Raw genomic sequence first — 20091 nt, 5'->3', positions numbered from 1 at the left:
TTTTATTGCCCAAATAGAAACACTATGCGAATACCCTTTAAGTCTAAGTATCACATAGTAATATAATGATCTGAAAATCTTTTTCATATCTCCATTTTCATTAGCTGTTTTTCCGTAAATGCTTCTCTCGGATTCAAGCCCTGAGACTTCGTGAAATGATAAAGCACCTTATATCTCTGCTCAAAGGTCATTTGCTTGCGTTTAGGCGCAATATTATCATTATTGCAATCATCTTTACCAACAGCCACTAAATACTCGTAAATAGCCTTTAAAGTGCTTTCTCTAGCATTGCATTTGCCTTTTAAAATATTATCAATTGTCGTATTTGTTAATCCTGAACCTTTGGCTACTGAGTAAACAGTATGATTCTTTACACGATCTTTTAAAAGCTCTATTGTTTTTTCTTTTGTATATTCCATATCATTAAAATTGTATCAAAACGGAAGTCGCATAGGCAAAAAAAGCACTTGACTGCTTTTAGTCAATGAAATTTGAGATACTTTGATCTGTTTTGATGCTTCTTTATGCCTAAACTTCCAAATCATATTATTAATTTTCCTTCAAATGTAATCCAATTTATTCAATTTTGCAAAATGTAATTGTTAAAATGCAAATCGTGTTCATTTTATAAATAAAAGAACACATCAACAATCTTTGTAGCTTCAACTTTACCGATCTTATAATCGCAAATAGAGCCTTTCATGTGTTCGAGTAAAGCCAACTGTGCAGACGCAATATCGTCAGCTTGTACAAGTGCAAATTCTTTTGTTTCCTTTTCTTTCTCTGTCTTTTCGTCAATGGTTGTATAGATTAGCTGTATTCTAAAATACTTATCGCCACCATTGAATACTGTTTCTTTTAGCGGATAACGTGTTATAACTTGAAAGATACCATCGCCACCACGAACAAAAGGTGTAAGTTCTTGCACTATTCTTGTTTCTACCTCTCCGTATAATATACCATCAACAAGATATTCACGTGTTACCTTTTCTATTTTCCCTTTTTCGTTCTCTGAGTTGAACGATGCTTTTACTTTAAAGAATGCCATTGTTTGATTATTTAATTGTTTGAAAATATACCCCCGAACAAAATGCCTGAGCCTAATACAAAGCCAAAATCATAAAATCCACCATTATTATTGACAGCATATATTGCTATATCGTCAGAAAATAAACTACCAATAAAGCTAAAAGGCGCAATTACACCATGCCATAAACCACCCCAAAAGCCATAAGTATTATTAGTCAAACACTCTTGTACATTTTCAACATCGGCACAACTACAAAATGCCAATACTACAACAACTAACACAAATAATTTAAAATATTTTCCTTTCATAATTCTTTTTGTCTGTTTAAATACTCTTTATACTTGTTATTATCCATTTTAAAATCGCCTTTCATTTTCTTGTACGCTTCACAAAATTTCATTCCGAAGGGTACGCAATAGCCTAAACACTCACATAGGTACATATATTTGAATTGTTTGTTTTCCCCTTTGTTATGCACGCAATAATCACATTTAGGCTCAATTTCGGGCTTTGCTATCTTTTTAGCCATTTATGGGGATTAGTTTGTACCAATTGTAAGAATCATTATCAACATTAGTTTCTATGTCTATTCCGTTAAGAATATATACATAGGTTTGATAGTCTAGTATTTTGCAATAGCCATCAATAAGACAAATAGCTAACATAAATTTACTATCGTCTCCTTTTTCGAAAAAATATGCTGTGTCACCCGATTTCAAATCATCCCTCTTGCAAGGTTGTAGGTAGCATTGGACTTTATCCGTTTGTTCTAATCTGCCAACACTCTTAACCACATAAACACCATTTACAACATCAACTCCTAAAGCCTGCTTATCCTCATTGAAACCAATAAATAAGCCGTCTCCGTGTCGTTTATTGAATATTGTGTAATCTTTGTATATCCCTATACTCTCAGGCACTTTGATAAAGTCTTTAACCTCTAACGCTTCTGCATCCCAATATTTGCCTTCTTTTGCGAGTGCGTCAAATAAGATTTGTTGTTCATCGGAGGTAGCGAGGCGACAAATATCTAGTTTCACATTCTGATGGTCATCAAATCTTAATTTATCAATGCTACTACCTGCGTTGGATTTTATCATAATATCAACTATATTAATTCCCATATAAGATGAATCCCATTCATTTAATATAGCAACCCAAGAAGATCCACCACATCTATAATATTCACAATATACTATATCCCCTTTCTTAAACTTTGGCTCTTGCACCTTTTCCCCATACTCAGCAACTACATAGCCGTTTTCAATATTTGTAGTTACATTCTTCAATTCTGCACCCTCAATCTGAGGTAATTTTATTTCTATTTTTTGCATATCTTATTTGAATATTTTAATTGGTTTATAAGGATGGTTCTCTACCTCTAATTGGATAATTCTTTTTAGTTGCGATGTTGTGTGCATTCCTATTGGCATTTCAGCAAATTCACTATATATATTCTTTATAATGTTTGCTACTTCTTCTTTTGTAAATATTTCTACATTCTCCATATTTTTAATTTTGTTTACTTGTTAATTAACCTGCGCTTTTGATTATTTTTAATAACATTTCTTGCTTCATTTCAGATGCTAACTTTGTGTTATCTTCGATCTCTTTCATAACTTTTTCGTCAGGCTCTACCCTTAAAGGTTTACCTTTGAATAAGTCTATCAATCGAGGGTCATAGCTCATAAAATCGCAATAATCCGACTTATTGAATAGAATATTAGCTTGTACCTGATAGTAGTATTTCTTTCCTGATGCACCATATTTGCAATACTCTAGTAATTCGTTTTGATGCTTCATACCAAAGAACCTTAAATGTACTGCACCATTGAAAGGGCACTTAAACTCTGTTTGCCCGTTATCAGCTAATATCAATCCATCAGGACTACCGCCCGAGTCATTACCATAAGAAACAAAGCCAACATTAGCTACAATCTTTCCCGTTATCCTTTCGTAATGCGCTTTAGCTTCTGATTCGTATAGCGTTCCCCAATCCATAGATGGCGAAGAACGCTCGTTTCTTTTCATTTCAATAAAAACATCGTCTGGCATCATGGCTTCGTAAACTTTATTAAATACTGCTGTTTCTCGCTTTTGGTCTGATTCGCATATATCTAATATCTCGGATGCTGTAAATCGCCCTTTACGTTGTAAGTGCCATTCGTCTGTTCGTTGTTCAATGAATTGGGGTTGCATGGTTATTGTTGTTTATTTAGTTCGTTAATCAAGGCATCTGCTCTTTTCACTGCTTGCTCGGCTAAATTTCCTATGCCTCCGAAATGATATGATTCTGTTTCTTGTGATAACAATCCCTGCATTGCCATTCCTGCGAATAGCTCACGTTTTGTAATGCCATCAATAGAATCTTTGCGCTTCAACTTTTCTATAACTGAATCTTCATTAGGTATTCTTACTTCCCTTTGTTCAAATCCATTATCAGTTTCAATTGTGACAAACATATACCCATTTTTAGGTTTTATTGTCGGCTTTTCTTTAGTTTTCTTTTTCCAAAAACACATATTATTTACCTCCTATAAATTAAATTTCATCGTACATTTCTTTTGTGATTTTACCTTGTGCTAAGTAGGATGCTGCTAACTCTGGTTTTGCTTTGGCTTCCTCGAAGTATTTTTGCATTTCTTTCGGTGTCGCTTTTGACTGTTCGACTGTGGTAGAAATCCCCCTTACTTCTTTTAACAACGTATCTACTGTCGTATCGCCATCTTTCAAAGACTGATAAAAACCGAGCAACAATGCTATTTCATCTTTCTTAATCTGATTTACTGTCTGTTTTCCGCAAAGCTTAACAAGTTCATCTTCCGAAATATTAAATTCATCTTTGAACATATCAATAGCCTTTTTGCGTCTTGCAATCAATTTTGTATCGTCTGATAAATCGCCCGTTATCAACTCTTGCGCTGCATGATAAACCCTATCTGTTATCGACTTCGGAACTACTGACAAAACAGCATTACGATAAGCGATAGCATTTGCAGCGTTACCCGTTACAGTTATCATATCGTCATTAAAACGACCTCTATTACCGACAATACTTCTGCGTACTTCAAACGCTACTGCGTAATTATTTTCCAAATCCCACGCTGTGCCACGAGACACCACATGTTTATCCGTAATCTCTACAACTTTTGCTTCTGCTCTGATATTACCATAGCATTGGGAAATAATCTTTGCAAGATGCACCGATGGTCCTGTAATCGGTTTGCCACCTCTAGGCAAGGCGTAAGTACAAGACTGTGCCGTTCCTTCATCCATTGTAACAATGGCGATAGCATTATTTAATGATCTTTTAATATTTCTAGGATATTGTTTCGCTGTTGATACCTGAGTATCTACATTTGCTCTTTCAATAGCATCTAACTGTTGAACAGATGGTGCTACAACTTCTAAAACTTCGTAATCGTTATTCATATCATTTTACTTTTATTTATAATTATTGTATCAAAACGGATGGCTAATAGAGCCAACAAATCCTTAAAAGGGTAAATCGTCTTCTTTATTGTTGTTGCTGTTGAAATTTACTTGTGGTGCAGGTTGTTGACCTCCCGTGTTTGGTGCTTGCTGTGGTTGTGATACTGCACCTACTTGTTCAATTTTCCACGCTTTTACATCGGTGTACCATCGCCCGTTAAACTCTCTACTCTCTAAGTCAAAGGAAACGTTTATTTGATTGCCTACAACTAACATAGAAACTGAATTAGCCACAGCGTCACCCCATGCTGTTATACACACATTTTTAGGATATTGCCCTGCTGTCTCAATGATGAAACTTTGCTTTCTCCACTCTCCGTTTTTTCCTTGTCCTGATTGGATTTCTAGTACTTGTTTTACTTTACCTTCAATGTTCATTTTGTTTAATTATTAATGTTTAAAAATCTATTTATTTGTTTTGCTGCTCTCAGAAAGTCGGACTTAACCGACTTTCCTTTGCATATCTAATGTTACTACTTCTTTGTATTCGTCTTTCGCCTTTGGCGACATATCACGTATCATATTATCGCTCATTGCTACTTTCATTAATTCGATCACGCTATATCTATACGCTGTTTTACTTGATGCCTTTCCATAGTCTGCGTATCTCGTTATCAGTTTAGCTGCGAGCCATCGCTCGATCGTTCCCCTGCCGTATGTTTTATACGCTTTATTTTGTGTTATCGTACAATCCATATCTCCCTGATAAACTAACTGGCTAACAATACCAATTTGTACTGCTTGAGAAACTATATTTAATAGTTGCTCCTCATGTAGTGCTGAAACTTGTCCCATGCTATTAGATTTTAAAATGTCTTATTATTAAGTAACTCAATGACCTTATTTATTAATCTTATAGCTCTATACTTCGTTTCTAGTTGTGTTTCGTTTGCACCATACTCTTTCAAATAACATTCGAACATATCTTCTACAAACTCTTTTGCATTTTCAGGTTCGATAAGATCGAAAAACTGATCTCTGATTCTTTCTAGCTCATTTACTTGTCTTTGTGTCATATATCTCTGCGTCTTGAAGTGGTTATTTCTACTCTAGCTGATCTTCTATATTGTTGTATATTCATTCGTCTTATACTTGGAGCAAAAGAGCCAATAATAATAAGCCCGATAATTGCTGATTGACCTATCTTTCTTCTTTGTTCAATTGCTTTCCTTGCCTGATCTCTTAGGTATTCTACTACTTGTTCATAGTCTAAACCTAAAGCTGTACATATTATATATCCTGATATTTCGGTAGCTTTACTATATCCAAGCTTAGGCTTTGAACTGCTTATATGTTTCTTTAGCGTCTCAGGCGATATACACATTTCGTCTGCTGCTTCATCTGCTGAATTACCAGTTGCAGTTAGTAATAGAGATAAAGCTTGCTGAAAAGAAATATTCTTTTCTTTCAATACTTCTTGTACCCTTGCTATGTCAATAATATTTGCTTCCATATTGTGTGATTTTGTCTTACCATATCCTCAATGTGTACTATTTAACTTTTATTAAATTCAATTTTCATTAAAACTATGTACTTTTACACATTAATATGTATTGAAGTGTTCAATTATTTTCAATTACCTTTGTAAAGAACTAATTCGAACACCTATTTGATACAAATTTAATACTTTGTTTTGTATTTATTCAATATTGTACGTTAAACAAAGTTAAATTGAATATAGTATCCAACAAACTGAAAACTAAAATGAAAGAAAAAGACCAAAAAAGAGAAAGCCTAAAGCAAGATACTTTTGCTTTGATAAAAGAACTACAAGATGTATTATCATTAAGACAAATAGCTATTAATACGGATTTATCCCCGTCAACAATTGGTTATTGGATGAAAGGCGATGTCAATCCTTCTGTAAAAAGTCTTAAAACTGTTTATGATTACCTTTTAGATTACAAACTAAAAAGAGATGCAAAAAAAGTAAATGAATCTATACCTAGCCTTGTGAGACAAGCAATATATTCAGATATCAACAATAGTATACTCACAAAGAATTACAAACCTATACCATTTGTATCTAAAGATGAAAAACAGCACTATGCTGAATCTTTTGACGATGAAACATATATAACCCAATTACCCGTTATTCCCGTTACTACTGATATGCAATATAAAGGCAAGTATATGATTTTTGAAGTTGACGGGGATAGTATGAACGATAATACAAATAAATCATTAATGAATGGCGATCGTATACTAGCCAAGAATATAGCAACAAGCCATTGGTCGTATCCTCTTTCAATTGATAGTTATTTCTTTGTAATACTTCATAAAACAGAAGGGCTATTGATAAAAAGTGTTTTAAGTCATGACATCCAACACCGAAATATAACATGCCAATCCATCAATCCACTTTATGAGGATATAACTACGATCAGACTACAAGACATAAAAGAACTATATTACATTGTTGAGCTAATCCACAGAGACCTGAGAAAATAAGAGAATACCTATGCTACAAAACGACAAAAATAAGATACACACAGAAATAAAGTTAAGAGCTTTATTTGCAATCAGCGATATACTTGAAAAGAAGTTAGTAAAATCAAAAAGAGCATTTTGTTTAGAAGTAGGTTATGCAGTTCAGAATCTTTACAGATTGGAAAAGGACGAAAATAGCTATATGCCTATGAATATTATTGCTCATTTAGTACGTAAATATAAAGTTAATGCTAATTGGATATTTGCAGCTGAAGGCGATATGTACCGAAATGATGAAACTGTATATGTAGGAAATGATATAATAACCTTAGAACAAGTCAATAACGACATAAAAGCCAGATTTATCCCATTTACCGAAACATTGCGTATGAAAGGTAAAATAAGCTCTTTTAGATCATTCTATTTAGCAGCAGGATTAGATAAAGATATGCACAGTAAAATACAACAAACAGAGGATTATAGATTTGTACAAGGCGCAGCAATCAAGCACGCAGTTGAGAATTACGATCTTAATGCTAATTGGCTTATCTTGGGTATAGGAAATCAAACGGGTAGTTAATCGCTATCCGTTTCTTTTTCTTTTATAACCTGCTTAACGAAGTCTAATACCTGCCTATTGCATTTATCAATAGTAGACCAATCTTTTTTAATATACCTATTTGTAGTTTTAAAATCCAAGCTAACGTGATTCAAACACTTTGCAATATGGCTATCTATTATATCACAATTATGTGATGCTATTGTTGCCCATGAGTGACGGGCTGAGTAATAAGTAAGATTCTTGTATTTCTGTTTATTCTTTACTTTTATATTTTCTCGAATTTGTTTAAATCCTCTGCTTAATGATAAATTCAGATTCGCAGAACTATTAAAACGTTCGCTTAGATTGAATACATTATCTTTAAATCCTTTGTACTTATTTATCAGATATTCTGCTTCAGGTTCTATTTTAATTGAAATCTCAGCTCTGTCTGATCGCTTGTCTTTAGTCTTACTCCGTTGATATATCAACCTACCATCTTTTAATTCAATATCGCTACTATGTAAATCCCTTGCGTTTATACCTATTAAATAGAACGAAAGAAAAAATAAATCTTTTGCGAGTTCCTGCAACCCTGATTGAGGCTCATAGAAATAAAGATCTAGTACAATATCTATCCCTGCATCCCTTTTATCTGCTTCTGATTCTTTCGGTACTTTATATTTTGAAAATGGATTGTTTGGAATAACGATCAATCCCCTATCTTCATCATTGTATAAATCTTTAGCCCTATTAAAAGCTGCACGAATACAGCCCATGTATTTAATGATACCCGAACTTGTTAATCCGTCTTTTACTAACGATCTTTCAAACTTAGTAAGAAACATAGGTGTTATTTCGTGACAAAATAAACGACCTTTTGTGTATTCATACAGCCTATTATATACAGCCTTATAACTTGCTGCATTCAATTTATTATCCGATTCGAGCTGTTCATATTCGCTTTTCAGATGTTTTAAGAAGTCAATTACTTCGCTTTCTTCGCTCTTTGCTTTTGTCAAAGCTTCGGCAACCTCTTTAGCTGAATAGTGATTGATATTAGAACTTAATTCAGAAACCTTATCTCTAAGGTCTAACACTTCACGATCTATTTTATTTGTAAGCTTTGAGGGCTTGAATTTATATTTGTCTGTCAGTTCTGATCTGTGAATAAAATAAGGCGAAGCAATATAAGCAGACTTTCTATTATGCGTAATTCTATACTTTACATTGAAAGTTCCATCCTCTTTTTCCTGATGTTTCAGTACAACTGCTTTAATAACAACCATGTCGAATTAGTTTTAGTGCCCGAAAGATATAAATAATAAAATCCATTGTAAAACATTTTTCGCCATATTGTAAAACATTTGTAAAACATTTGTAAAACATTTGGTCGAAATTATACAAAATAGATGTGTAAAACTATGAACAAACAAAAAGGGTAACCTTTGTCAGATTACCCTCTAAAACCGCATTTGAGGCTTTGTGCACACGACGGGACTCGAACCCACACATCATTTCTGAAACTACCACCTCAAAGTAGCGTGTACAAACACACATATAATTGATATACAACTAATTGTATTTATTGATTTTTCTCGTTGTAAAACTATTGTAAAACATTTCTAATTTTAACACTATTTTCACAGCTTTACACGGATGGTTTGTAAATATAAAATAATAGCCCGACTTTCACAAGCCAGACTACCGAAAAACTAAAAACTAATTCTTTGAATAAGTAATAACCTTAAAACCTTAAAATGATATGCAAAAAGAACCTATGTCTAGAATTTGCCGATAAACGGCTTTATTATTTTATATACTCTATATCCTATTGCTACTATACCAAAGATAGCTAAAATAACAATCCATTTCGGATAGTAAGGCTTCGATTTTTCAACAATGACTGGCTTATCTTGAAGTACTATTTTTTCGACTTCTACACTATCAATTCGTAGTTTTTCTTTGTATAGAGTTTTGTATTTCTCCATCCAAATAGTATCGCCTTTTGAGTGAATAATAATTGAATCGCGTGTATATATAGAATCACGTTTAACCTTATCCCGATACTCTATTTCCGTCTTGATCTTCTCGATCGGTATTTCAACGTATTTTGTTTTACAGCTAAAGAGTAGAGCCGAAACAAATAATACTGCAATTATCTTTGTTAGTAATTTCATGGCTTAATTTTATCTTGTAACTCAAAGCCTTTTATTACAACCGACATGTCAGCTTTAATGCCATTTTCAACTCTCGACATTGCAGCAACGATTTGAATATAATCATAGCCTGAATTTTCGGTCAGTTTTTTATCTCTAGGAACTCCCGACCATTTCTCAACGTTAGCTATATAAATATCTGTGTGATTTTCTACCGATGGTGCCCACGCTGTTATAATCTTTTCAATTGTATCACGCTTATATTTGGTTAAATATGTATGCAGCGTTACGAATATTGCACGATAGCCATAAGCCATTGTTTTAAACTGCTTAAATCGCTTATCTTGGGAAGGTTTTATTTCGCCTTGAAAATTATCTTTGTTCTGCTCAATATTGCCAGGGTTATTATTTCGTAATCCTCTCGTCATTCTGTTGTGTTTTCTCGTTTATATAATCGTGTATAGCCTTCACTATTTCATCTTTACTAGCTAATACAGCCGTTACATCTTTAGCACCACCGATAAGCCTTTTACGCTCTTTTTCGTTTGCTCTTTCAAATACCGATTTACCTTCAATGACAAAAACGAATATTGAGAATAACAAAGAAGCATAAGGAATAGTAAAAAATTCAAGACCGAAAGTCATTATATCAATGAATCCCGCAAATGATAGAAATGCAAAGTACAATACTAGTTTGCTTACCGTTCGTTTAAGCCCATCAGAAGTAATAAGATAGTTTAGTGACTTCGCTTTATATAAACCCGTTAACAAGTCAATAAAGACAGCTATTACAACACCTATCCACGCAGCTAAAACAAATTCTACTTTCGGTAGATTCGCTTGTACAAATTCAATCATTATTCGATCTTCAATCATAATTTTTTACTTACTTTTGCACCATTAAACAATCAATGTTTTATGCCCTCTTGGCTTGATGCGAAAGCTATTCCCTTTCGTGTCTTAACCTGAAGATGTTAGCGCATCTTTAGTCGGCTAAGAGGGTTTTATTTTGCCTATATCCTCAAAATTGTATCAATTCGGAAAGCGTATAGACGCAACAATTCCCTTAAACCAAACGTACTTACATACTTTTAGATTTCAAAGACTCGTTGCTTCGGTTTGTTAACACGCTCCTACCCTATTTTATGTATTGCTTATCTTTCAATTAATTAGTACATTTACCTGATATACTAACACACCACCTTATGCCCTCTCTTGATTCAACAATAGAAGTACAAAAAGAACGAATAAATATCCTTATGAATGAGTTGAAAGACTTATTGAAAGGCGATATTTATGACATTGTAATAGACTTTCACACAGATAGGAATATATTACAACGCTGTTTTGAATTATACGAAGAAATTACGAAAGCTTGTATTACTGTTTCATATTTCAGTTATGCGCTAGATAATGACGAAGACGGGGAACGTTACGAAAACCTAGCCGAAACAGTCAATAAAGGACATCAGAAGCTTTGGTTAATGTGTAAAAAGGAAAATATAGGAACGTAAAAAAGCCCCTTTCGGAGCTTAATATATAGGCAATAATTCCCTACCTACCTTTTTTAAATATATCTCTTTGAGTTCGTGAAGATATTGGATATCAAAATACTCTTTGGTTGAAGATAAATTGTCGTGTTTATCCCCTCCTATTTTAATAAACGTTGTAACCCTAAATTCTTGTTCATTGAAAAATCCTTCAGGTGTAAATGAAAACCAAATATCGCCAACCTCTAGCAAGTAACGATCTTCATTTCTCTGTTTTACAAATCCATACTTCTGCAAAACGAACTCATTCAAATGTATTAGTTTAGTCATTTAATTACGATCTCCTTTTCTCCATCTATATGGCTCTATTGGATTCTTTTCAGACCAAATATTCAGTTTCTTATCTTTGGCTTGTTGCTCTAGGTCTGCTAGTTCCTGATCGTTATTAAAATGCTTGTAATGCCACGCAAGACCATTCTTTAATAGTTCCTTATTCACATTGATATTATCAGCGTAAACGACACCTAAAATGCGATTATAGCGGTCTTTCTTTTCCCATTCAACAATAATGGTTTTACCCGTTGTTAGCTCTTTTAAGAAGTCTGTTGCTTTGCGTCCAAATGGCTGTCCTTTCTCTGGGCAATCAATGCCATCTAAACGAATTCTGTGCTGTGTATTGGTACTATCCAATAAAACAATAGTATCGCCATCTGATACCCTTACAATCTTACCTTTTAAAGTTTTGGATTGAATAGGTAATGACAATACTATTAGTAAGAGTATGATGTATTTAGTCATTTAATTTGCTTTCAGGTCTCTGTTTTATTCATCCCATTCAACATATCCAGTATTATATAAATTAGAGAATTTAGCCTCAAATGCTACATTGTTCTGCTTTGTGACTTCAACCTCTTTGGCTTTCCATAAATTCATTAATACTATTGTATTTGGTTTGAATCCAGACGGGCAGCACACTACGTAGTATTTTCCTACTTTACATTCATATATAACATAACTTTTGTTGGAATTGGTAGAACCAAATGCAATTGATTTAACTATCTCTCCCTTATCATTTTTAAGTGTTGCTTCATAGGCTAAATGATTCTCCCTACTTAATGTAGTTGGATCATAGTTCCCCTCTTTAAAAATATAGAACATAGCATCAATATTATTATTACCGCTTACATTCTTTTTGGCAGTCATTATTATTTGTGGCGGTACTTTTTATTCATCATCATCTGAACCACATGAAACCAATAATAAAGGACAAATCAGTAAGAGTAATAACAATTTTTTCATAACGTATAATTTGTTTTTGTTAATTAAAAACAAACATACATATTTTTAGCTATTCTTCTTTAGTTCATCCAAGAGTTTTTCAATATCCTCGATCGAGTTGATTTCTTCTATCTTGCCTTTTACTTTTATAAAGCCTGAGATATTGTCTTTGTATGGCTTTTCGAAAAGGTCAATTATATCAACATTCAACTTAGATGCTATCTTTTCTAGTGTTTCGATTGTAGGGTTTCCGTTTATATTCCTAGTTAGCGTATCCCTCGTTATTTCAAGTATCTCTGCAAATTCTTGCATAGAATATCCCTTTTCCTTAATAAGTTCCTTTATTCTCAATCCCATATATATAATGCTTTTAGTTTTCGATATACAAATGTAGCTTATAAATAAATATACGACATTGTAATATCGTTAATAAATATTAAAACTACATTTAATTATCGTTTTTAATTTGAAAACACGACATTAAGATGTATCTTTGTAATACAGAAAACGACAATAAAATATCTCAAACAACTAAAACCAACGATATGAAAACGACTAAATACAACAAATCAGAAATAATGAGAAAAGCTTGGGCAATCTATAAATCAGGACACTCAATATATTCTATGTCTTTTAGTGCGTCACTTGAAAGAGCTTGGGAAATTGCAAAGAAAAACAGATCTACCGAAATAAGAAAAGCGGAAGAACAAGTTTGGGCTAATGATTGGAACAACAACAACACATCATTTGATCTTAATATACTAGCTCCTACACTTTCCAACTATTACGCAAATAATACATACAACGGGGATTGATAAAATCCCCTATTCTAAAGAAACAACTAACAACTAAACTAAAGAATATATGAAAACTATAACATTACCACAATACCCAACAATCGGAATGTATTTAGAAGCTTTGAAAAGTGATCTTACTAAACTAGGTATAAGCAAGTCAGAAATTGAACGTGTTTACTCAAAGATGAAAAGACAAAAATAATTTGTTAACAAAGTCAACTTTTTAAAACGTATTTATCTATTCATTAAAGAAGCAACAACTAAAATATATTACAACTATGGAATTACTAAGACAACAATTATTCGATTTAATGCTGCCAAATGAGCTAGAGGACTTTTTAAACGATTCGTTTGAAGCATACCTTATGCAATGGGGAGGCGCACAAACAAACCTACACGAATGCCACGCTGTTAAGCGCACTCTTATTGAAATAGTAAAAGAAATGTATAACGCTAAATCCTCGAAACGATGAACGAATTAATAATACTTACTCCTGAGGAACTTGAAAAGATAATAGATTCTGCAGCAAATATGGGAATGTTCGAAGGCTTGTATCTTGAGAAACTTACAAATGAGGTTATATACAAAGAGCAGAAAGCTTTATCAGAAGCCAAAATCAAAGAAGTTATAATACAAAGCAGACAGCGGTTTGCGTCATAAAATACCAATTGTTGCATAGTTTTTAAATCGTGCGGGCTGTGAAGTTCGCACTTTTGTAGTTTTAAATAATTATAAATGCGTATTGGTTTATTCGTTAATCTTTTTTAAGTTTGTGAAAACTAAAATAAAATCTAAGATTATGGAATTTTTGATAGTTGCGCTTGTAGTATTTATATTTATAGTTCTACTATATGCAGTTCTTGAAGCTTCTTCACAAAAAGGTAGAAGCACCGCTTTATGGGTAATACTTTCTTTCTTAGTAACTCCGCTTTTAGTGCTTGTTTGTTTAGCTGCAATGGGTGAAACTGAAACTAAAAGACGTGAAAAGCTACTATCAGATAAGCTGTATTTAGATGAAAATAATAAAGATTAAACCTATGAAAGAACCAAATTACGAAAACTCAGGAATAAAGACACTTAGAACATCTAGTACAATATTAATGATCGGGTGCATTATTTCAGCATTAATGCAGATACCTTATTTTTTTATTAAGACTGGAATGTTCTCGGAAGTAATATCGTGGTCGCATATATCGTACTCAATAATATTAGTCTTAACGGGATTTTTCATTAATGGGCTTGGGCTATCTATTGCCACTATTGCAGAAAAAGCATTAATTGACAAACAATCAGAAAAGAATAACAACATTATTATTGAGAAAGAAACAACATTTTCGGATGATTCACGAATTAAAATGAATACTATTGTTGTTGATCTCAAAACGGGTAAACAAATGAAAGTTGAAGATGTATCAAAAGATGGTCTATATAAATGCTACTCTAATGGTGTTCTTGTAGGTTACTTTTCAGAAGGCGAAATTGTTGAGTTTAATGAATGGGTTGAAAAATATAATAAATAAATATAGATTATGAAAAAACTACTATTCCTCTTGATTATACCTTTATTCTTTGCGTGTGGCTCAGATGATGAAGATAATACACAAGATTATACAAGTATAGTTGTTGAGAATAAAACAGATATTAAATTATCAAATGTAACTATTGCATATTTAAAAGATGACATATATATAAAAGTAACATCATGGGATGAACTTTCCCCTAAAAGTAAAACTAATGAATTTCATGTAAATAGCAATTCTAAATTTGATGAAGTATATATTTTCTTTGATTATTCTGGGACAAAAAGGCTAAATAAGGCATTTGAAATACAAACATACAAAACCAATATTCTAACAATGGTCGATATGCCATTTACAAATATTACAGATAAATCTGACGCAACTCAATACCCTCAGTAATAGTTATAGCCCCAATTAAGGGGCTATTTTATTCGCTTTCCTTTACTCTTATTAATCCATTATCAAGCCAAGCTTGACCCTCCTTAAGATAAATATCACTCTTTGGGAGGTTCTTTATTATTAACTCCAAAATATCCCCTTCAGTTGAAGCTGAAAACTCTGTATTAGTCCCAAATGCACCATAAAGACTTATAGTCTTGTTATTGAAGTGACTTTGTGAACCATCGCCAGTTGTCGATAACGCTGATAAACCACTTGATATTTTAGTTATAAAATTTCCGTCACTAGATGGGATTTCTATACTTGATGTAGCTTTATTGGCTCCCATAACATCAATCAAAGTCCAACTCCCTCCAGACTTCTCACTTATAGAAGAAAAGAACTCAATCTTTCTTAAATAAGGGTCAATAATTATTTTACTACCCCATAAGCTGCTCTCAAACTTACCTCTAATTAATGCATTATTCTGAATGGTTTTACCACCATGTGTTACAACAAAGTTTGCAACATCTTCGATTGCTTCAGGATTCTTAACCGCATTAATTGCCTGCTCTAGTGTACCACCGCCCCAAAAAGCAATATCATTGTCATTCTCACGTACTCCGTTCACACCTGCCGTATTTAGCCACGTATCGCCCTGCATTAACCCCATTTGAATTAATGTAGTGAGAATCAAACCGCCGTCAATAGTAGTCTCATTCTGCAACGCTGTACGGATATAATTCAAAGCCTTAATGTCACGATACGCATTATTAGCCTGACGCATTGCATCCGCTATCTGTACATTTAATTCTCGCTTATTATTTTCTGCTGTTTTCTCAACAGACGCAAAACGGGAATATTTCGGGCTGTCTCCGATCAAATATTCATCTTTACGGGTAACGGGAAATTTAGTATAACCATATACCCTTGAATCCTTTTGACCGCCTTTTACTGCATCACTGATAACTGATACCGATTGCCCTAAAACTAAACTTACTTCTTGTTCTGCTACTTCAACGGGATTAAGAACGCAAGTATAAGTATCAATGTCTGAATCCGTATTGCTGTTATCAAACATTTCAGCCAGATACTCCTTTGCTTGACGCTCTAGCTCTCTTTCTGCTTCGGGCACATATTGATCGCCAACCATTGAGATATTGAAGTTGTAAAGGACATATTTATCCCCTACTTTTGGTCTTATAATCGCATTAGGTATAAGCTGTTCGCCTAACTGCTCGTTAATTATCTCGTATTCCTTTGTCTTATTGTTGTAGCTGATTTCACGATCAAATCCCGCCATCCATCCATCTTGAAACACACATTTTAATGTTTCGTTTGGGAGAATATATTTAGTATCAAAGTTAATTCCTGAATCTTTGAAATAGAACACGCTAAACTTGTTGCCTTGCTCGTCTTTACGCTCTACCTCTCTAATTTCTGTTATAGTACCCACCCTTTGCGGAAAGATGTCGAAATTAACGAATTTAGGTACTATCTCGTGAGGTTTTAAGTTCGGTCTTATATCAATGTAATCGCCCGTACTTAAAGGCATTCTAAGACGCTTTTGTACGATTGCGTCAATCGCTTCGCCTGCTATTGGTTTACGATAATTAAGAGGTATATTTTGAGTACCACCGAATGCATATAAACGTGTACAATAGTCTTTGTTTTGACTGTCTCTCCTTACCTGATTAAGTAAGTCGCCTGATTCTAATACAATCGGTGTATTGCCTATTTTAAGCCTGCTTACGAGGCTTAATGTCTTTAACTGATAATCAGGATACCATTCGCATTTTGTAGCTTCTGCAAGCTGTGTTAATGCGTCAAAGACATACGAATTACTAAACGACAAATCTAGTAGCTCAGTAGGTTCAACAATACCCACTTTCCAATCGTTATTGTAGAAGTCGTTAATGTTCTCTACAAACAACTGCATAAAACGCTCTGGTCGCTCTCTTAAACTCCATTCTAGCTCATTAAAGCCTTGCAATGTGTAGAAGTTCGGAACGTTCTTAAAGAACATTTCAGGTGCATCAAAACGAATTGTATATCTATATTCTCCGTCTCGTACCTGCTCAGGTGTAAAGTCTTTCATAAGCGCATATTTTATACCATTATAGGTGCAATAGTCGCCTATTTTCATTTCGATTAAACCCGTGTAATTAAATGTACTCTCAAGATAATGTTCGTTCATTATCTCGTTTTTCACTCTTGCATCATTTGAAAGAACAAATTGTAAATAGGGCAAATTGTCGCTTGCCCTAAATACTGTTATTTGATGCTCTTGTCTTACTCCTTTTATATTGCCTATTGTAATCATAATAATCCGCTAAAATCTACATATCCGAATCTATTTGCATTTGCAGAAATAGCACATTTTTGAGCTATGATTGCGTTTGCATCTGTTACTGGTGTGTATTTATCTGTCGGTGTTTGGTCTGGACTTCGGTATGTATTACCTAATATCGAAACACCATAGATAGGTTTTAATATAGCTTCAAAGAAGGTGCATGCTGCCGTATATGTGCCTATACCGCTATCTAAGTGTAGTTTATCCCTTGTCAAATCATTATCATTTTGCAATGACGTTGTACGAAGCGAATAAATCGCCATTCCACAAGGAACGACTAAATCAATGCCACTCTGATAGGAAGCTATTGTTATATTATGTAGAGTAGCATCCCACATAGCTTGCTGAGATGTAAAGCCATATGATGAAATGTACTGCCCATTTCTGTCAGGTGTCCATGTATGATTCATAGTTATTACAGCATTCGGATTTATCAGATTAGTCTTTAATATATGAATCCATTTAGACATATAAGGCTGAAACGAATCGAGAAAAAAGCCATCTTTTGCGCCTTGTTGAATAACAACTATATCCCATGATTTAGACAATATAATATTGCTTATTGTATTCTGAGATGTAACGGCTGGATTTCCTAATGAATCCCACAAAGTATAGTCAACTAATTCGCTATTATTAAATTTATCAACAATCGTCTGATAAGATAGCCCACTAGACAATGCGTTGCCTACTTCTACCCTCAATCCAGATGCGATGGCAACATCTCGAAGCCTTATTACAGTATCATTAAGCCAAGAACTTCCTATTGCTAAAATCTTGATTTCATCGTCTATGTTTAATTTAGGAAGTGACGGATTGATTATTTGCCTTGATGACATAGAGTATATTGACTTCATTTCCGAGACGTAGCCTTCATCTACTACTGGAGGGATAGACCCACTAGGCATCACCACATCAAATCCGTTTTCTGAATTTATGTTAGTCCTAAAATATACGGCTGTCGGATAAACTGCTGTTATTTCAGCCTTATTTAAGGTAATTGAAAAATCCTCTCCTCTTGACGACTGTGATAAATAGCCTACATAGTTGAAATATTTATCATAAAGAAAAACAGAAGCATATAAATTAGCCGAAGGGCTATTTGAAGATAGAACTGCAAAATGCTTCAACTGAAGACCATCAACGATAGTAATATACTTTGTATACCCTCTATTCATATTAAATGTCGACAATACTATTTGTCCAGTCATACCCACGTAACCACCGCCTAAAACAACAGCCTGCAATAATGCCTTTTTACGTCTTACAACCTCTACATACTCATCTGTTGGCGAGAATGGATATGTATTATCTGTCGCGATAGCCTGAAACCCATTATCTACATTTAAATTAACTGCACAATACACCGCCGTAGGGAACAAATCCGTAATACTTGCCTTGTTAAGCGTTATTGAAATATCTTCAGATGTTGTTGTATGTGTCAGATTTCCGACAAATTCAAATTTAGAATCAAAAAGCATAACAGACGCATAAGTGCCAGATGTAATAAGATTTGCAGATACAACAGCGAAATGCTCCAATTTTAATCCATCTGTTATGTATATAAATCGAGTAAAACCCCGTCTATAATTAGCTAGAGATTGTGTCACGACTCCACTCTTGTTAATATAAGACCCACCTGCCACGACAAGATTATATAGGTTGTTTTTATTTAACTCCTGATTTATAAAACTATCATCTGCTGTTAGTGGAATATTATTATCAAGTGTGGTAATCGAGAAATCACTAGTTAAGGATGCGTTAACTCTAAAATATAAAGCTGACGGAAAAATAGACTGAATTTCTGAAATATTAATAGTTCTACTCGCGTTTTCTATCGACTGCGAATCAGTCAAGAAGCCAATACATCTGAATCTCGAATCATATAAAAACACCGAAGCATACTCAGTATCGCTAATCTTGTTTGCTGTCAATACCGAATAGTTGTTTATGACTAGACCATCAACAAGCAGTATAGGCTTGCTATATCCTCTACTTGAACTTAAATTAAGATGAGAAATGACCCCATACTTATTAATATAATTTCCCCCATAAGTAGCAATTCTATCAGATTTCTTGTCATCCATCTGCTTCATATTTAAATACGAACCGCCTTTTATTGCCACATCAGCGGGCAAAGTGGTATATGGTGTTCTACCCCAATTTGACCCATCCCACACCCAAGTGTAAGATTGTCCGTTAGCGTCTATATCAGCAGTAACCACACGCCCATCGCCTTTTTCGTTTTGTTCAACGGGTAACGCTTCAAGAATAGCAATAGTGTCAACAGCATCTTTGTATCTTTCTATTGGTGTACCTCCGTTTCCAATACGATCTTTAAGCTCATTTACTTCGCTTTGTTCTGCTTTTGTACCGACCTGATTAGACAATCCAACCAATGACAAATTAATTTGCTGCGTAGCTGTATTTAGTTGATCTGTTGTCGCTCTGCTTGCTACTGCACTTTCTACTTCTGCTTTTGTGGCTAAATTGCCGATAGGTGTAACCATTGTCGGATTACCTGACGTATTTTTATAGCCAACAACAAACATATCCGCTTTATTCTCTGTTATCGGTAGCCCTGATAATTCCTGAAAATCTATGTTCTCGATCCCTGCCATTTTC

The 20091-nt window shown here is 33.9% G+C and carries 33 protein-coding genes; 10 read left to right on the top strand and 23 right to left on the bottom strand.

The window, feature by feature from the left end:
- Positions 1–83 precede the first annotated feature (83 nt).
- The 13 genes from C1A06_RS13695 to C1A06_RS13640 all read right to left on the bottom strand — a co-directional run bounded on the left by C1A06_RS13695 (position 84) and on the right by C1A06_RS13640 (position 5975).
- Entirely contained in the window at positions 84–419 is a 336-nt protein-coding gene (locus C1A06_RS13695; RefSeq protein WP_101690705.1) for a hypothetical protein, read from the bottom strand.
- Between the two features lie 206 nt (positions 420–625).
- Positions 626–1048, bottom strand: coding sequence for a DUF4494 family protein (locus C1A06_RS13690; protein ID WP_101690704.1), 423 nt, complete (start codon positions 1046–1048; stop codon positions 626–628).
- 11 nt (positions 1049–1059) lie between these two features.
- Positions 1060–1338: a hypothetical protein gene (locus C1A06_RS13685; protein WP_101690703.1), complete on the bottom strand. Its 279-nt coding sequence runs from the start codon at positions 1336–1338 to the stop codon at positions 1060–1062.
- On the bottom strand, positions 1335–1559 hold the full coding sequence (locus tag C1A06_RS13680) for a hypothetical protein (RefSeq protein WP_101690772.1): 225 nt from the start codon (positions 1557–1559) through the stop codon (positions 1335–1337). The genes C1A06_RS13685 and C1A06_RS13680 overlap by 4 nt, the downstream gene beginning before the upstream one ends.
- Entirely contained in the window at positions 1552–2364 is an 813-nt protein-coding gene (locus C1A06_RS13675) for a hypothetical protein (RefSeq protein WP_101690771.1), read from the bottom strand. Before C1A06_RS13675 ends, C1A06_RS13680 begins: the two co-directional genes overlap by 8 nt.
- A 3-nt stretch (positions 2365–2367) precedes the next feature.
- Entirely contained in the window at positions 2368–2538 is a 171-nt protein-coding gene (locus C1A06_RS15135; RefSeq protein WP_159461423.1) for a hypothetical protein, read from the bottom strand.
- A 25-nt stretch (positions 2539–2563) separates the two neighbouring features.
- On the bottom strand, positions 2564–3229 hold the full coding sequence (locus C1A06_RS13670) for a lambda exonuclease family protein (protein ID WP_101690700.1): 666 nt from the start codon (positions 3227–3229) through the stop codon (positions 2564–2566).
- A gap of 2 nt (positions 3230–3231) precedes the next feature.
- Entirely contained in the window at positions 3232–3492 is a 261-nt protein-coding gene (locus C1A06_RS13665) for a hypothetical protein (RefSeq protein ID WP_145996413.1), read from the bottom strand.
- Positions 3493–3571: 79 nt separating this feature from the next.
- Positions 3572–4462 (bottom strand): hypothetical protein, encoded by an 891-nt coding sequence (locus C1A06_RS13660; RefSeq protein ID WP_101690698.1) that lies wholly within the window; start codon positions 4460–4462, stop codon positions 3572–3574.
- Positions 4463–4525: 63 nt separating this feature from the next.
- Positions 4526–4900, bottom strand: a complete 375-nt coding sequence (locus C1A06_RS13655; protein WP_101690697.1) for a DUF3127 domain-containing protein — start codon at positions 4898–4900, stop codon at positions 4526–4528.
- Between the two features lie 63 nt (positions 4901–4963).
- Entirely contained in the window at positions 4964–5317 is a 354-nt protein-coding gene (locus tag C1A06_RS13650; RefSeq protein WP_101690696.1) for a hypothetical protein, read from the bottom strand.
- An 11-nt stretch (positions 5318–5328) separates the two neighbouring features.
- A complete protein-coding gene (locus tag C1A06_RS13645; protein ID WP_101690695.1) occupies positions 5329–5538 on the bottom strand; it encodes a hypothetical protein in 210 nt (69 codons plus the stop codon).
- Positions 5535–5975, bottom strand: a complete 441-nt coding sequence (locus C1A06_RS13640) for a helix-turn-helix domain-containing protein (RefSeq protein WP_101690694.1) — start codon at positions 5973–5975, stop codon at positions 5535–5537. The genes C1A06_RS13645 and C1A06_RS13640 overlap by 4 nt, the downstream gene beginning before the upstream one ends.
- A gap of 251 nt (positions 5976–6226) precedes the next feature.
- On the opposite strand from C1A06_RS13640, the gene C1A06_RS13635 reads away from it, so the two are divergent.
- Entirely contained in the window at positions 6227–6973 is a 747-nt protein-coding gene (locus tag C1A06_RS13635) for a hypothetical protein (RefSeq protein ID WP_145996412.1), read from the top strand.
- A 10-nt stretch (positions 6974–6983) separates the two neighbouring features.
- Complete coding sequence (locus C1A06_RS13630; RefSeq protein ID WP_101690692.1) at positions 6984–7532, top strand: hypothetical protein; 549 nt, start codon at positions 6984–6986, stop codon at positions 7530–7532.
- Here C1A06_RS13630 and C1A06_RS13625 read toward each other — a convergent pair.
- The 4 genes from C1A06_RS13625 to C1A06_RS13610 all read right to left on the bottom strand — a co-directional run bounded on the left by C1A06_RS13625 (position 7529) and on the right by C1A06_RS13610 (position 10528).
- On the bottom strand, positions 7529–8782 hold the full coding sequence (locus C1A06_RS13625) for a phage integrase SAM-like domain-containing protein (RefSeq protein WP_101690691.1): 1254 nt from the start codon (positions 8780–8782) through the stop codon (positions 7529–7531). The two genes, C1A06_RS13630 and C1A06_RS13625, sit on opposite strands and share 4 nt — an antisense overlap.
- 495 nt (positions 8783–9277) lie before the next feature.
- Positions 9278–9673: a hypothetical protein gene (locus C1A06_RS13620; protein WP_101690770.1), complete on the bottom strand. Its 396-nt coding sequence runs from the start codon at positions 9671–9673 to the stop codon at positions 9278–9280.
- Positions 9670–10080, bottom strand: coding sequence for a structural protein P5 (locus C1A06_RS13615; protein WP_101690769.1), 411 nt, complete (start codon positions 10078–10080; stop codon positions 9670–9672). The genes C1A06_RS13620 and C1A06_RS13615 overlap by 4 nt, the downstream gene beginning before the upstream one ends.
- The gene (locus tag C1A06_RS13610; protein WP_101690768.1) at positions 10058–10528 is read right to left on the bottom strand and encodes a phage holin family protein; all 471 of its coding nucleotides are present in this window, start codon (positions 10526–10528) and stop codon (positions 10058–10060) included. Before C1A06_RS13610 ends, C1A06_RS13615 begins: the two co-directional genes overlap by 23 nt.
- A gap of 329 nt (positions 10529–10857) precedes the next feature.
- Here C1A06_RS13610 and C1A06_RS13605 point away from each other — a divergent pair, with 329 nt between their 5' ends.
- A complete protein-coding gene (locus C1A06_RS13605) occupies positions 10858–11166 on the top strand; it encodes a hypothetical protein (RefSeq protein ID WP_101690767.1) in 309 nt (102 codons plus the stop codon).
- Between the two features lie 18 nt (positions 11167–11184).
- On the opposite strand, the gene C1A06_RS13600 is transcribed toward C1A06_RS13605, so the two are convergent.
- The 4 genes from C1A06_RS13600 to C1A06_RS13585 all read right to left on the bottom strand — a co-directional run bounded on the left by C1A06_RS13600 (position 11185) and on the right by C1A06_RS13585 (position 12777).
- Positions 11185–11472, bottom strand: a complete 288-nt coding sequence (locus C1A06_RS13600; protein WP_101690766.1) for a hypothetical protein — start codon at positions 11470–11472, stop codon at positions 11185–11187.
- Positions 11473–11940: a thermonuclease family protein gene (locus C1A06_RS13595; protein ID WP_101690765.1), complete on the bottom strand. Its 468-nt coding sequence runs from the start codon at positions 11938–11940 to the stop codon at positions 11473–11475.
- Positions 11941–11964: 24 nt separating this feature from the next.
- A complete protein-coding gene (locus tag C1A06_RS13590) occupies positions 11965–12345 on the bottom strand; it encodes a hypothetical protein (protein ID WP_101690764.1) in 381 nt (126 codons plus the stop codon).
- A gap of 141 nt (positions 12346–12486) precedes the next feature.
- Positions 12487–12777: a helix-turn-helix domain-containing protein gene (locus tag C1A06_RS13585; RefSeq protein ID WP_101690763.1), complete on the bottom strand. Its 291-nt coding sequence runs from the start codon at positions 12775–12777 to the stop codon at positions 12487–12489.
- A 188-nt stretch (positions 12778–12965) separates the two neighbouring features.
- Between C1A06_RS13585 and C1A06_RS13580 the strand changes: the two genes are divergently transcribed.
- The 7 genes from C1A06_RS13580 to C1A06_RS13555 all read left to right on the top strand — a co-directional run bounded on the left by C1A06_RS13580 (position 12966) and on the right by C1A06_RS13555 (position 15137).
- Positions 12966–13235 carry a hypothetical protein gene (locus C1A06_RS13580; RefSeq protein WP_145996419.1) on the top strand — a complete coding sequence of 90 codons (270 nt, stop codon included), beginning with the start codon at positions 12966–12968 and terminating at the stop codon, positions 13233–13235.
- 49 nt (positions 13236–13284) lie between these two features.
- Positions 13285–13419 carry a hypothetical protein gene (locus C1A06_RS15305; RefSeq protein ID WP_281253970.1) on the top strand — a complete coding sequence of 45 codons (135 nt, stop codon included), beginning with the start codon at positions 13285–13287 and terminating at the stop codon, positions 13417–13419.
- A gap of 76 nt (positions 13420–13495) precedes the next feature.
- On the top strand, positions 13496–13690 hold the full coding sequence (locus tag C1A06_RS13575; RefSeq protein WP_101690761.1) for a hypothetical protein: 195 nt from the start codon (positions 13496–13498) through the stop codon (positions 13688–13690).
- The gene (locus C1A06_RS13570) at positions 13687–13878 is read left to right on the top strand and encodes a hypothetical protein (protein ID WP_101690760.1); all 192 of its coding nucleotides are present in this window, start codon (positions 13687–13689) and stop codon (positions 13876–13878) included. The genes C1A06_RS13575 and C1A06_RS13570 overlap by 4 nt, the downstream gene beginning before the upstream one ends.
- A 139-nt stretch (positions 13879–14017) precedes the next feature.
- Complete coding sequence (locus C1A06_RS13565; protein ID WP_145996418.1) at positions 14018–14251, top strand: hypothetical protein; 234 nt, start codon at positions 14018–14020, stop codon at positions 14249–14251.
- Positions 14232–14738 carry a hypothetical protein gene (locus C1A06_RS13560; RefSeq protein ID WP_101690758.1) on the top strand — a complete coding sequence of 169 codons (507 nt, stop codon included), beginning with the start codon at positions 14232–14234 and terminating at the stop codon, positions 14736–14738. Before C1A06_RS13565 ends, C1A06_RS13560 begins: the two co-directional genes overlap by 20 nt.
- A gap of 9 nt (positions 14739–14747) precedes the next feature.
- Positions 14748–15137, top strand: coding sequence for a hypothetical protein (locus C1A06_RS13555; RefSeq protein ID WP_101690757.1), 390 nt, complete (start codon positions 14748–14750; stop codon positions 15135–15137).
- A 28-nt stretch (positions 15138–15165) separates the two neighbouring features.
- Here the strand turns inward: C1A06_RS13555 and C1A06_RS13550 are convergent, their stop codons facing one another.
- Together C1A06_RS13550 and C1A06_RS13545 are read right to left on the bottom strand one after the other, a co-directional pair.
- Positions 15166–17439, bottom strand: coding sequence for a hypothetical protein (locus C1A06_RS13550; protein ID WP_101690756.1), 2274 nt, complete (start codon positions 17437–17439; stop codon positions 15166–15168).
- On the bottom strand, positions 17436–20087 hold the full coding sequence (locus C1A06_RS13545) for a DUF4886 domain-containing protein (protein ID WP_101690755.1): 2652 nt from the start codon (positions 20085–20087) through the stop codon (positions 17436–17438). Before C1A06_RS13545 ends, C1A06_RS13550 begins: the two co-directional genes overlap by 4 nt.
- Positions 20088–20091: the final 4 nt, after the last annotated feature.

The sequence above is a fragment of the Dysgonomonas massiliensis genome (assembly GCF_900240225.1).
Lineage (GTDB): Bacteria > Bacteroidota > Bacteroidia > Bacteroidales > Dysgonomonadaceae > Dysgonomonas > Dysgonomonas massiliensis.
Note: the sequence above shows the minus strand (reverse complement) of the source record. Positions and strands in the feature narration are given on the sequence as shown.

Bases quoted from the DNA above. Each gene is read 5' to 3' on its own strand.
- C1A06_RS15135 (WP_159461423.1), bottom strand. From the start codon at position 2,538: ATGGAGAATGTAGAAATATTTACAAAAGAAGAAGTAGCAAACATTATA.
- C1A06_RS13680 (WP_101690772.1), bottom strand. From the start codon at position 1,559: ATGGCTAAAAAGATAGCAAAGCCCGAAATTGAGCCTAAATGTGATTAT.
- C1A06_RS13695 (WP_101690705.1), bottom strand. From the start codon at position 419: ATGGAATATACAAAAGAAAAAACAATAGAGCTTTTAAAAGATCGTGTA.
- C1A06_RS13615 (WP_101690769.1), bottom strand. From the start codon at position 10,080: ATGACGAGAGGATTACGAAATAATAACCCTGGCAATATTGAGCAGAAC.
- C1A06_RS13650 (WP_101690696.1), bottom strand. From the start codon at position 5,317: ATGGGACAAGTTTCAGCACTACATGAGGAGCAACTATTAAATATAGTT.
- C1A06_RS13610 (WP_101690768.1), bottom strand. From the start codon at position 10,528: ATGATTGAAGATCGAATAATGATTGAATTTGTACAAGCGAATCTACCG.
- C1A06_RS13635 (WP_145996412.1), top strand. From the start codon at position 6,227: ATGAAAGAAAAAGACCAAAAAAGAGAAAGCCTAAAGCAAGATACTTTT.
- C1A06_RS13675 (WP_101690771.1), bottom strand. From the start codon at position 2,364: ATGCAAAAAATAGAAATAAAATTACCTCAGATTGAGGGTGCAGAATTG.
- C1A06_RS13595 (WP_101690765.1), bottom strand. From the start codon at position 11,940: ATGACTAAATACATCATACTCTTACTAATAGTATTGTCATTACCTATT.
- C1A06_RS13585 (WP_101690763.1), bottom strand. From the start codon at position 12,777: ATGGGATTGAGAATAAAGGAACTTATTAAGGAAAAGGGATATTCTATG.
- C1A06_RS13565 (WP_145996418.1), top strand. From the start codon at position 14,018: ATGGAATTTTTGATAGTTGCGCTTGTAGTATTTATATTTATAGTTCTA.
- C1A06_RS13630 (WP_101690692.1), top strand. From the start codon at position 6,984: ATGCTACAAAACGACAAAAATAAGATACACACAGAAATAAAGTTAAGA.
- C1A06_RS13550 (WP_101690756.1), bottom strand. From the start codon at position 17,439: ATGATTACAATAGGCAATATAAAAGGAGTAAGACAAGAGCATCAAATA.
- C1A06_RS13655 (WP_101690697.1), bottom strand. From the start codon at position 4,900: ATGAACATTGAAGGTAAAGTAAAACAAGTACTAGAAATCCAATCAGGA.
- C1A06_RS13640 (WP_101690694.1), bottom strand. From the start codon at position 5,975: ATGGAAGCAAATATTATTGACATAGCAAGGGTACAAGAAGTATTGAAA.
- C1A06_RS13620 (WP_101690770.1), bottom strand. From the start codon at position 9,673: ATGAAATTACTAACAAAGATAATTGCAGTATTATTTGTTTCGGCTCTA.
- C1A06_RS13570 (WP_101690760.1), top strand. From the start codon at position 13,687: ATGAACGAATTAATAATACTTACTCCTGAGGAACTTGAAAAGATAATA.
- C1A06_RS13545 (WP_101690755.1), bottom strand. From the start codon at position 20,087: ATGGCAGGGATCGAGAACATAGATTTTCAGGAATTATCAGGGCTACCG.
- C1A06_RS13600 (WP_101690766.1), bottom strand. From the start codon at position 11,472: ATGACTAAACTAATACATTTGAATGAGTTCGTTTTGCAGAAGTATGGA.
- C1A06_RS13660 (WP_101690698.1), bottom strand. From the start codon at position 4,462: ATGAATAACGATTACGAAGTTTTAGAAGTTGTAGCACCATCTGTTCAA.
- C1A06_RS13690 (WP_101690704.1), bottom strand. From the start codon at position 1,048: ATGGCATTCTTTAAAGTAAAAGCATCGTTCAACTCAGAGAACGAAAAA.
- C1A06_RS13645 (WP_101690695.1), bottom strand. From the start codon at position 5,538: ATGACACAAAGACAAGTAAATGAGCTAGAAAGAATCAGAGATCAGTTT.
- C1A06_RS13575 (WP_101690761.1), top strand. From the start codon at position 13,496: ATGGAATTACTAAGACAACAATTATTCGATTTAATGCTGCCAAATGAG.
- C1A06_RS13625 (WP_101690691.1), bottom strand. From the start codon at position 8,782: ATGGTTGTTATTAAAGCAGTTGTACTGAAACATCAGGAAAAAGAGGAT.
- C1A06_RS13555 (WP_101690757.1), top strand. From the start codon at position 14,748: ATGAAAAAACTACTATTCCTCTTGATTATACCTTTATTCTTTGCGTGT.
- C1A06_RS13590 (WP_101690764.1), bottom strand. From the start codon at position 12,345: ATGACTGCCAAAAAGAATGTAAGCGGTAATAATAATATTGATGCTATG.
- C1A06_RS13685 (WP_101690703.1), bottom strand. From the start codon at position 1,338: ATGAAAGGAAAATATTTTAAATTATTTGTGTTAGTTGTTGTAGTATTG.
- C1A06_RS15305 (WP_281253970.1), top strand. From the start codon at position 13,285: ATGAAAACTATAACATTACCACAATACCCAACAATCGGAATGTATTTA.
- C1A06_RS13665 (WP_145996413.1), bottom strand. From the start codon at position 3,492: ATGTTTGTCACAATTGAAACTGATAATGGATTTGAACAAAGGGAAGTA.
- C1A06_RS13605 (WP_101690767.1), top strand. From the start codon at position 10,858: ATGCCCTCTCTTGATTCAACAATAGAAGTACAAAAAGAACGAATAAAT.
- C1A06_RS13580 (WP_145996419.1), top strand. From the start codon at position 12,966: ATGAAAACGACTAAATACAACAAATCAGAAATAATGAGAAAAGCTTGG.
- C1A06_RS13560 (WP_101690758.1), top strand. From the start codon at position 14,232: ATGAAAATAATAAAGATTAAACCTATGAAAGAACCAAATTACGAAAAC.
- C1A06_RS13670 (WP_101690700.1), bottom strand. From the start codon at position 3,229: ATGCAACCCCAATTCATTGAACAACGAACAGACGAATGGCACTTACAA.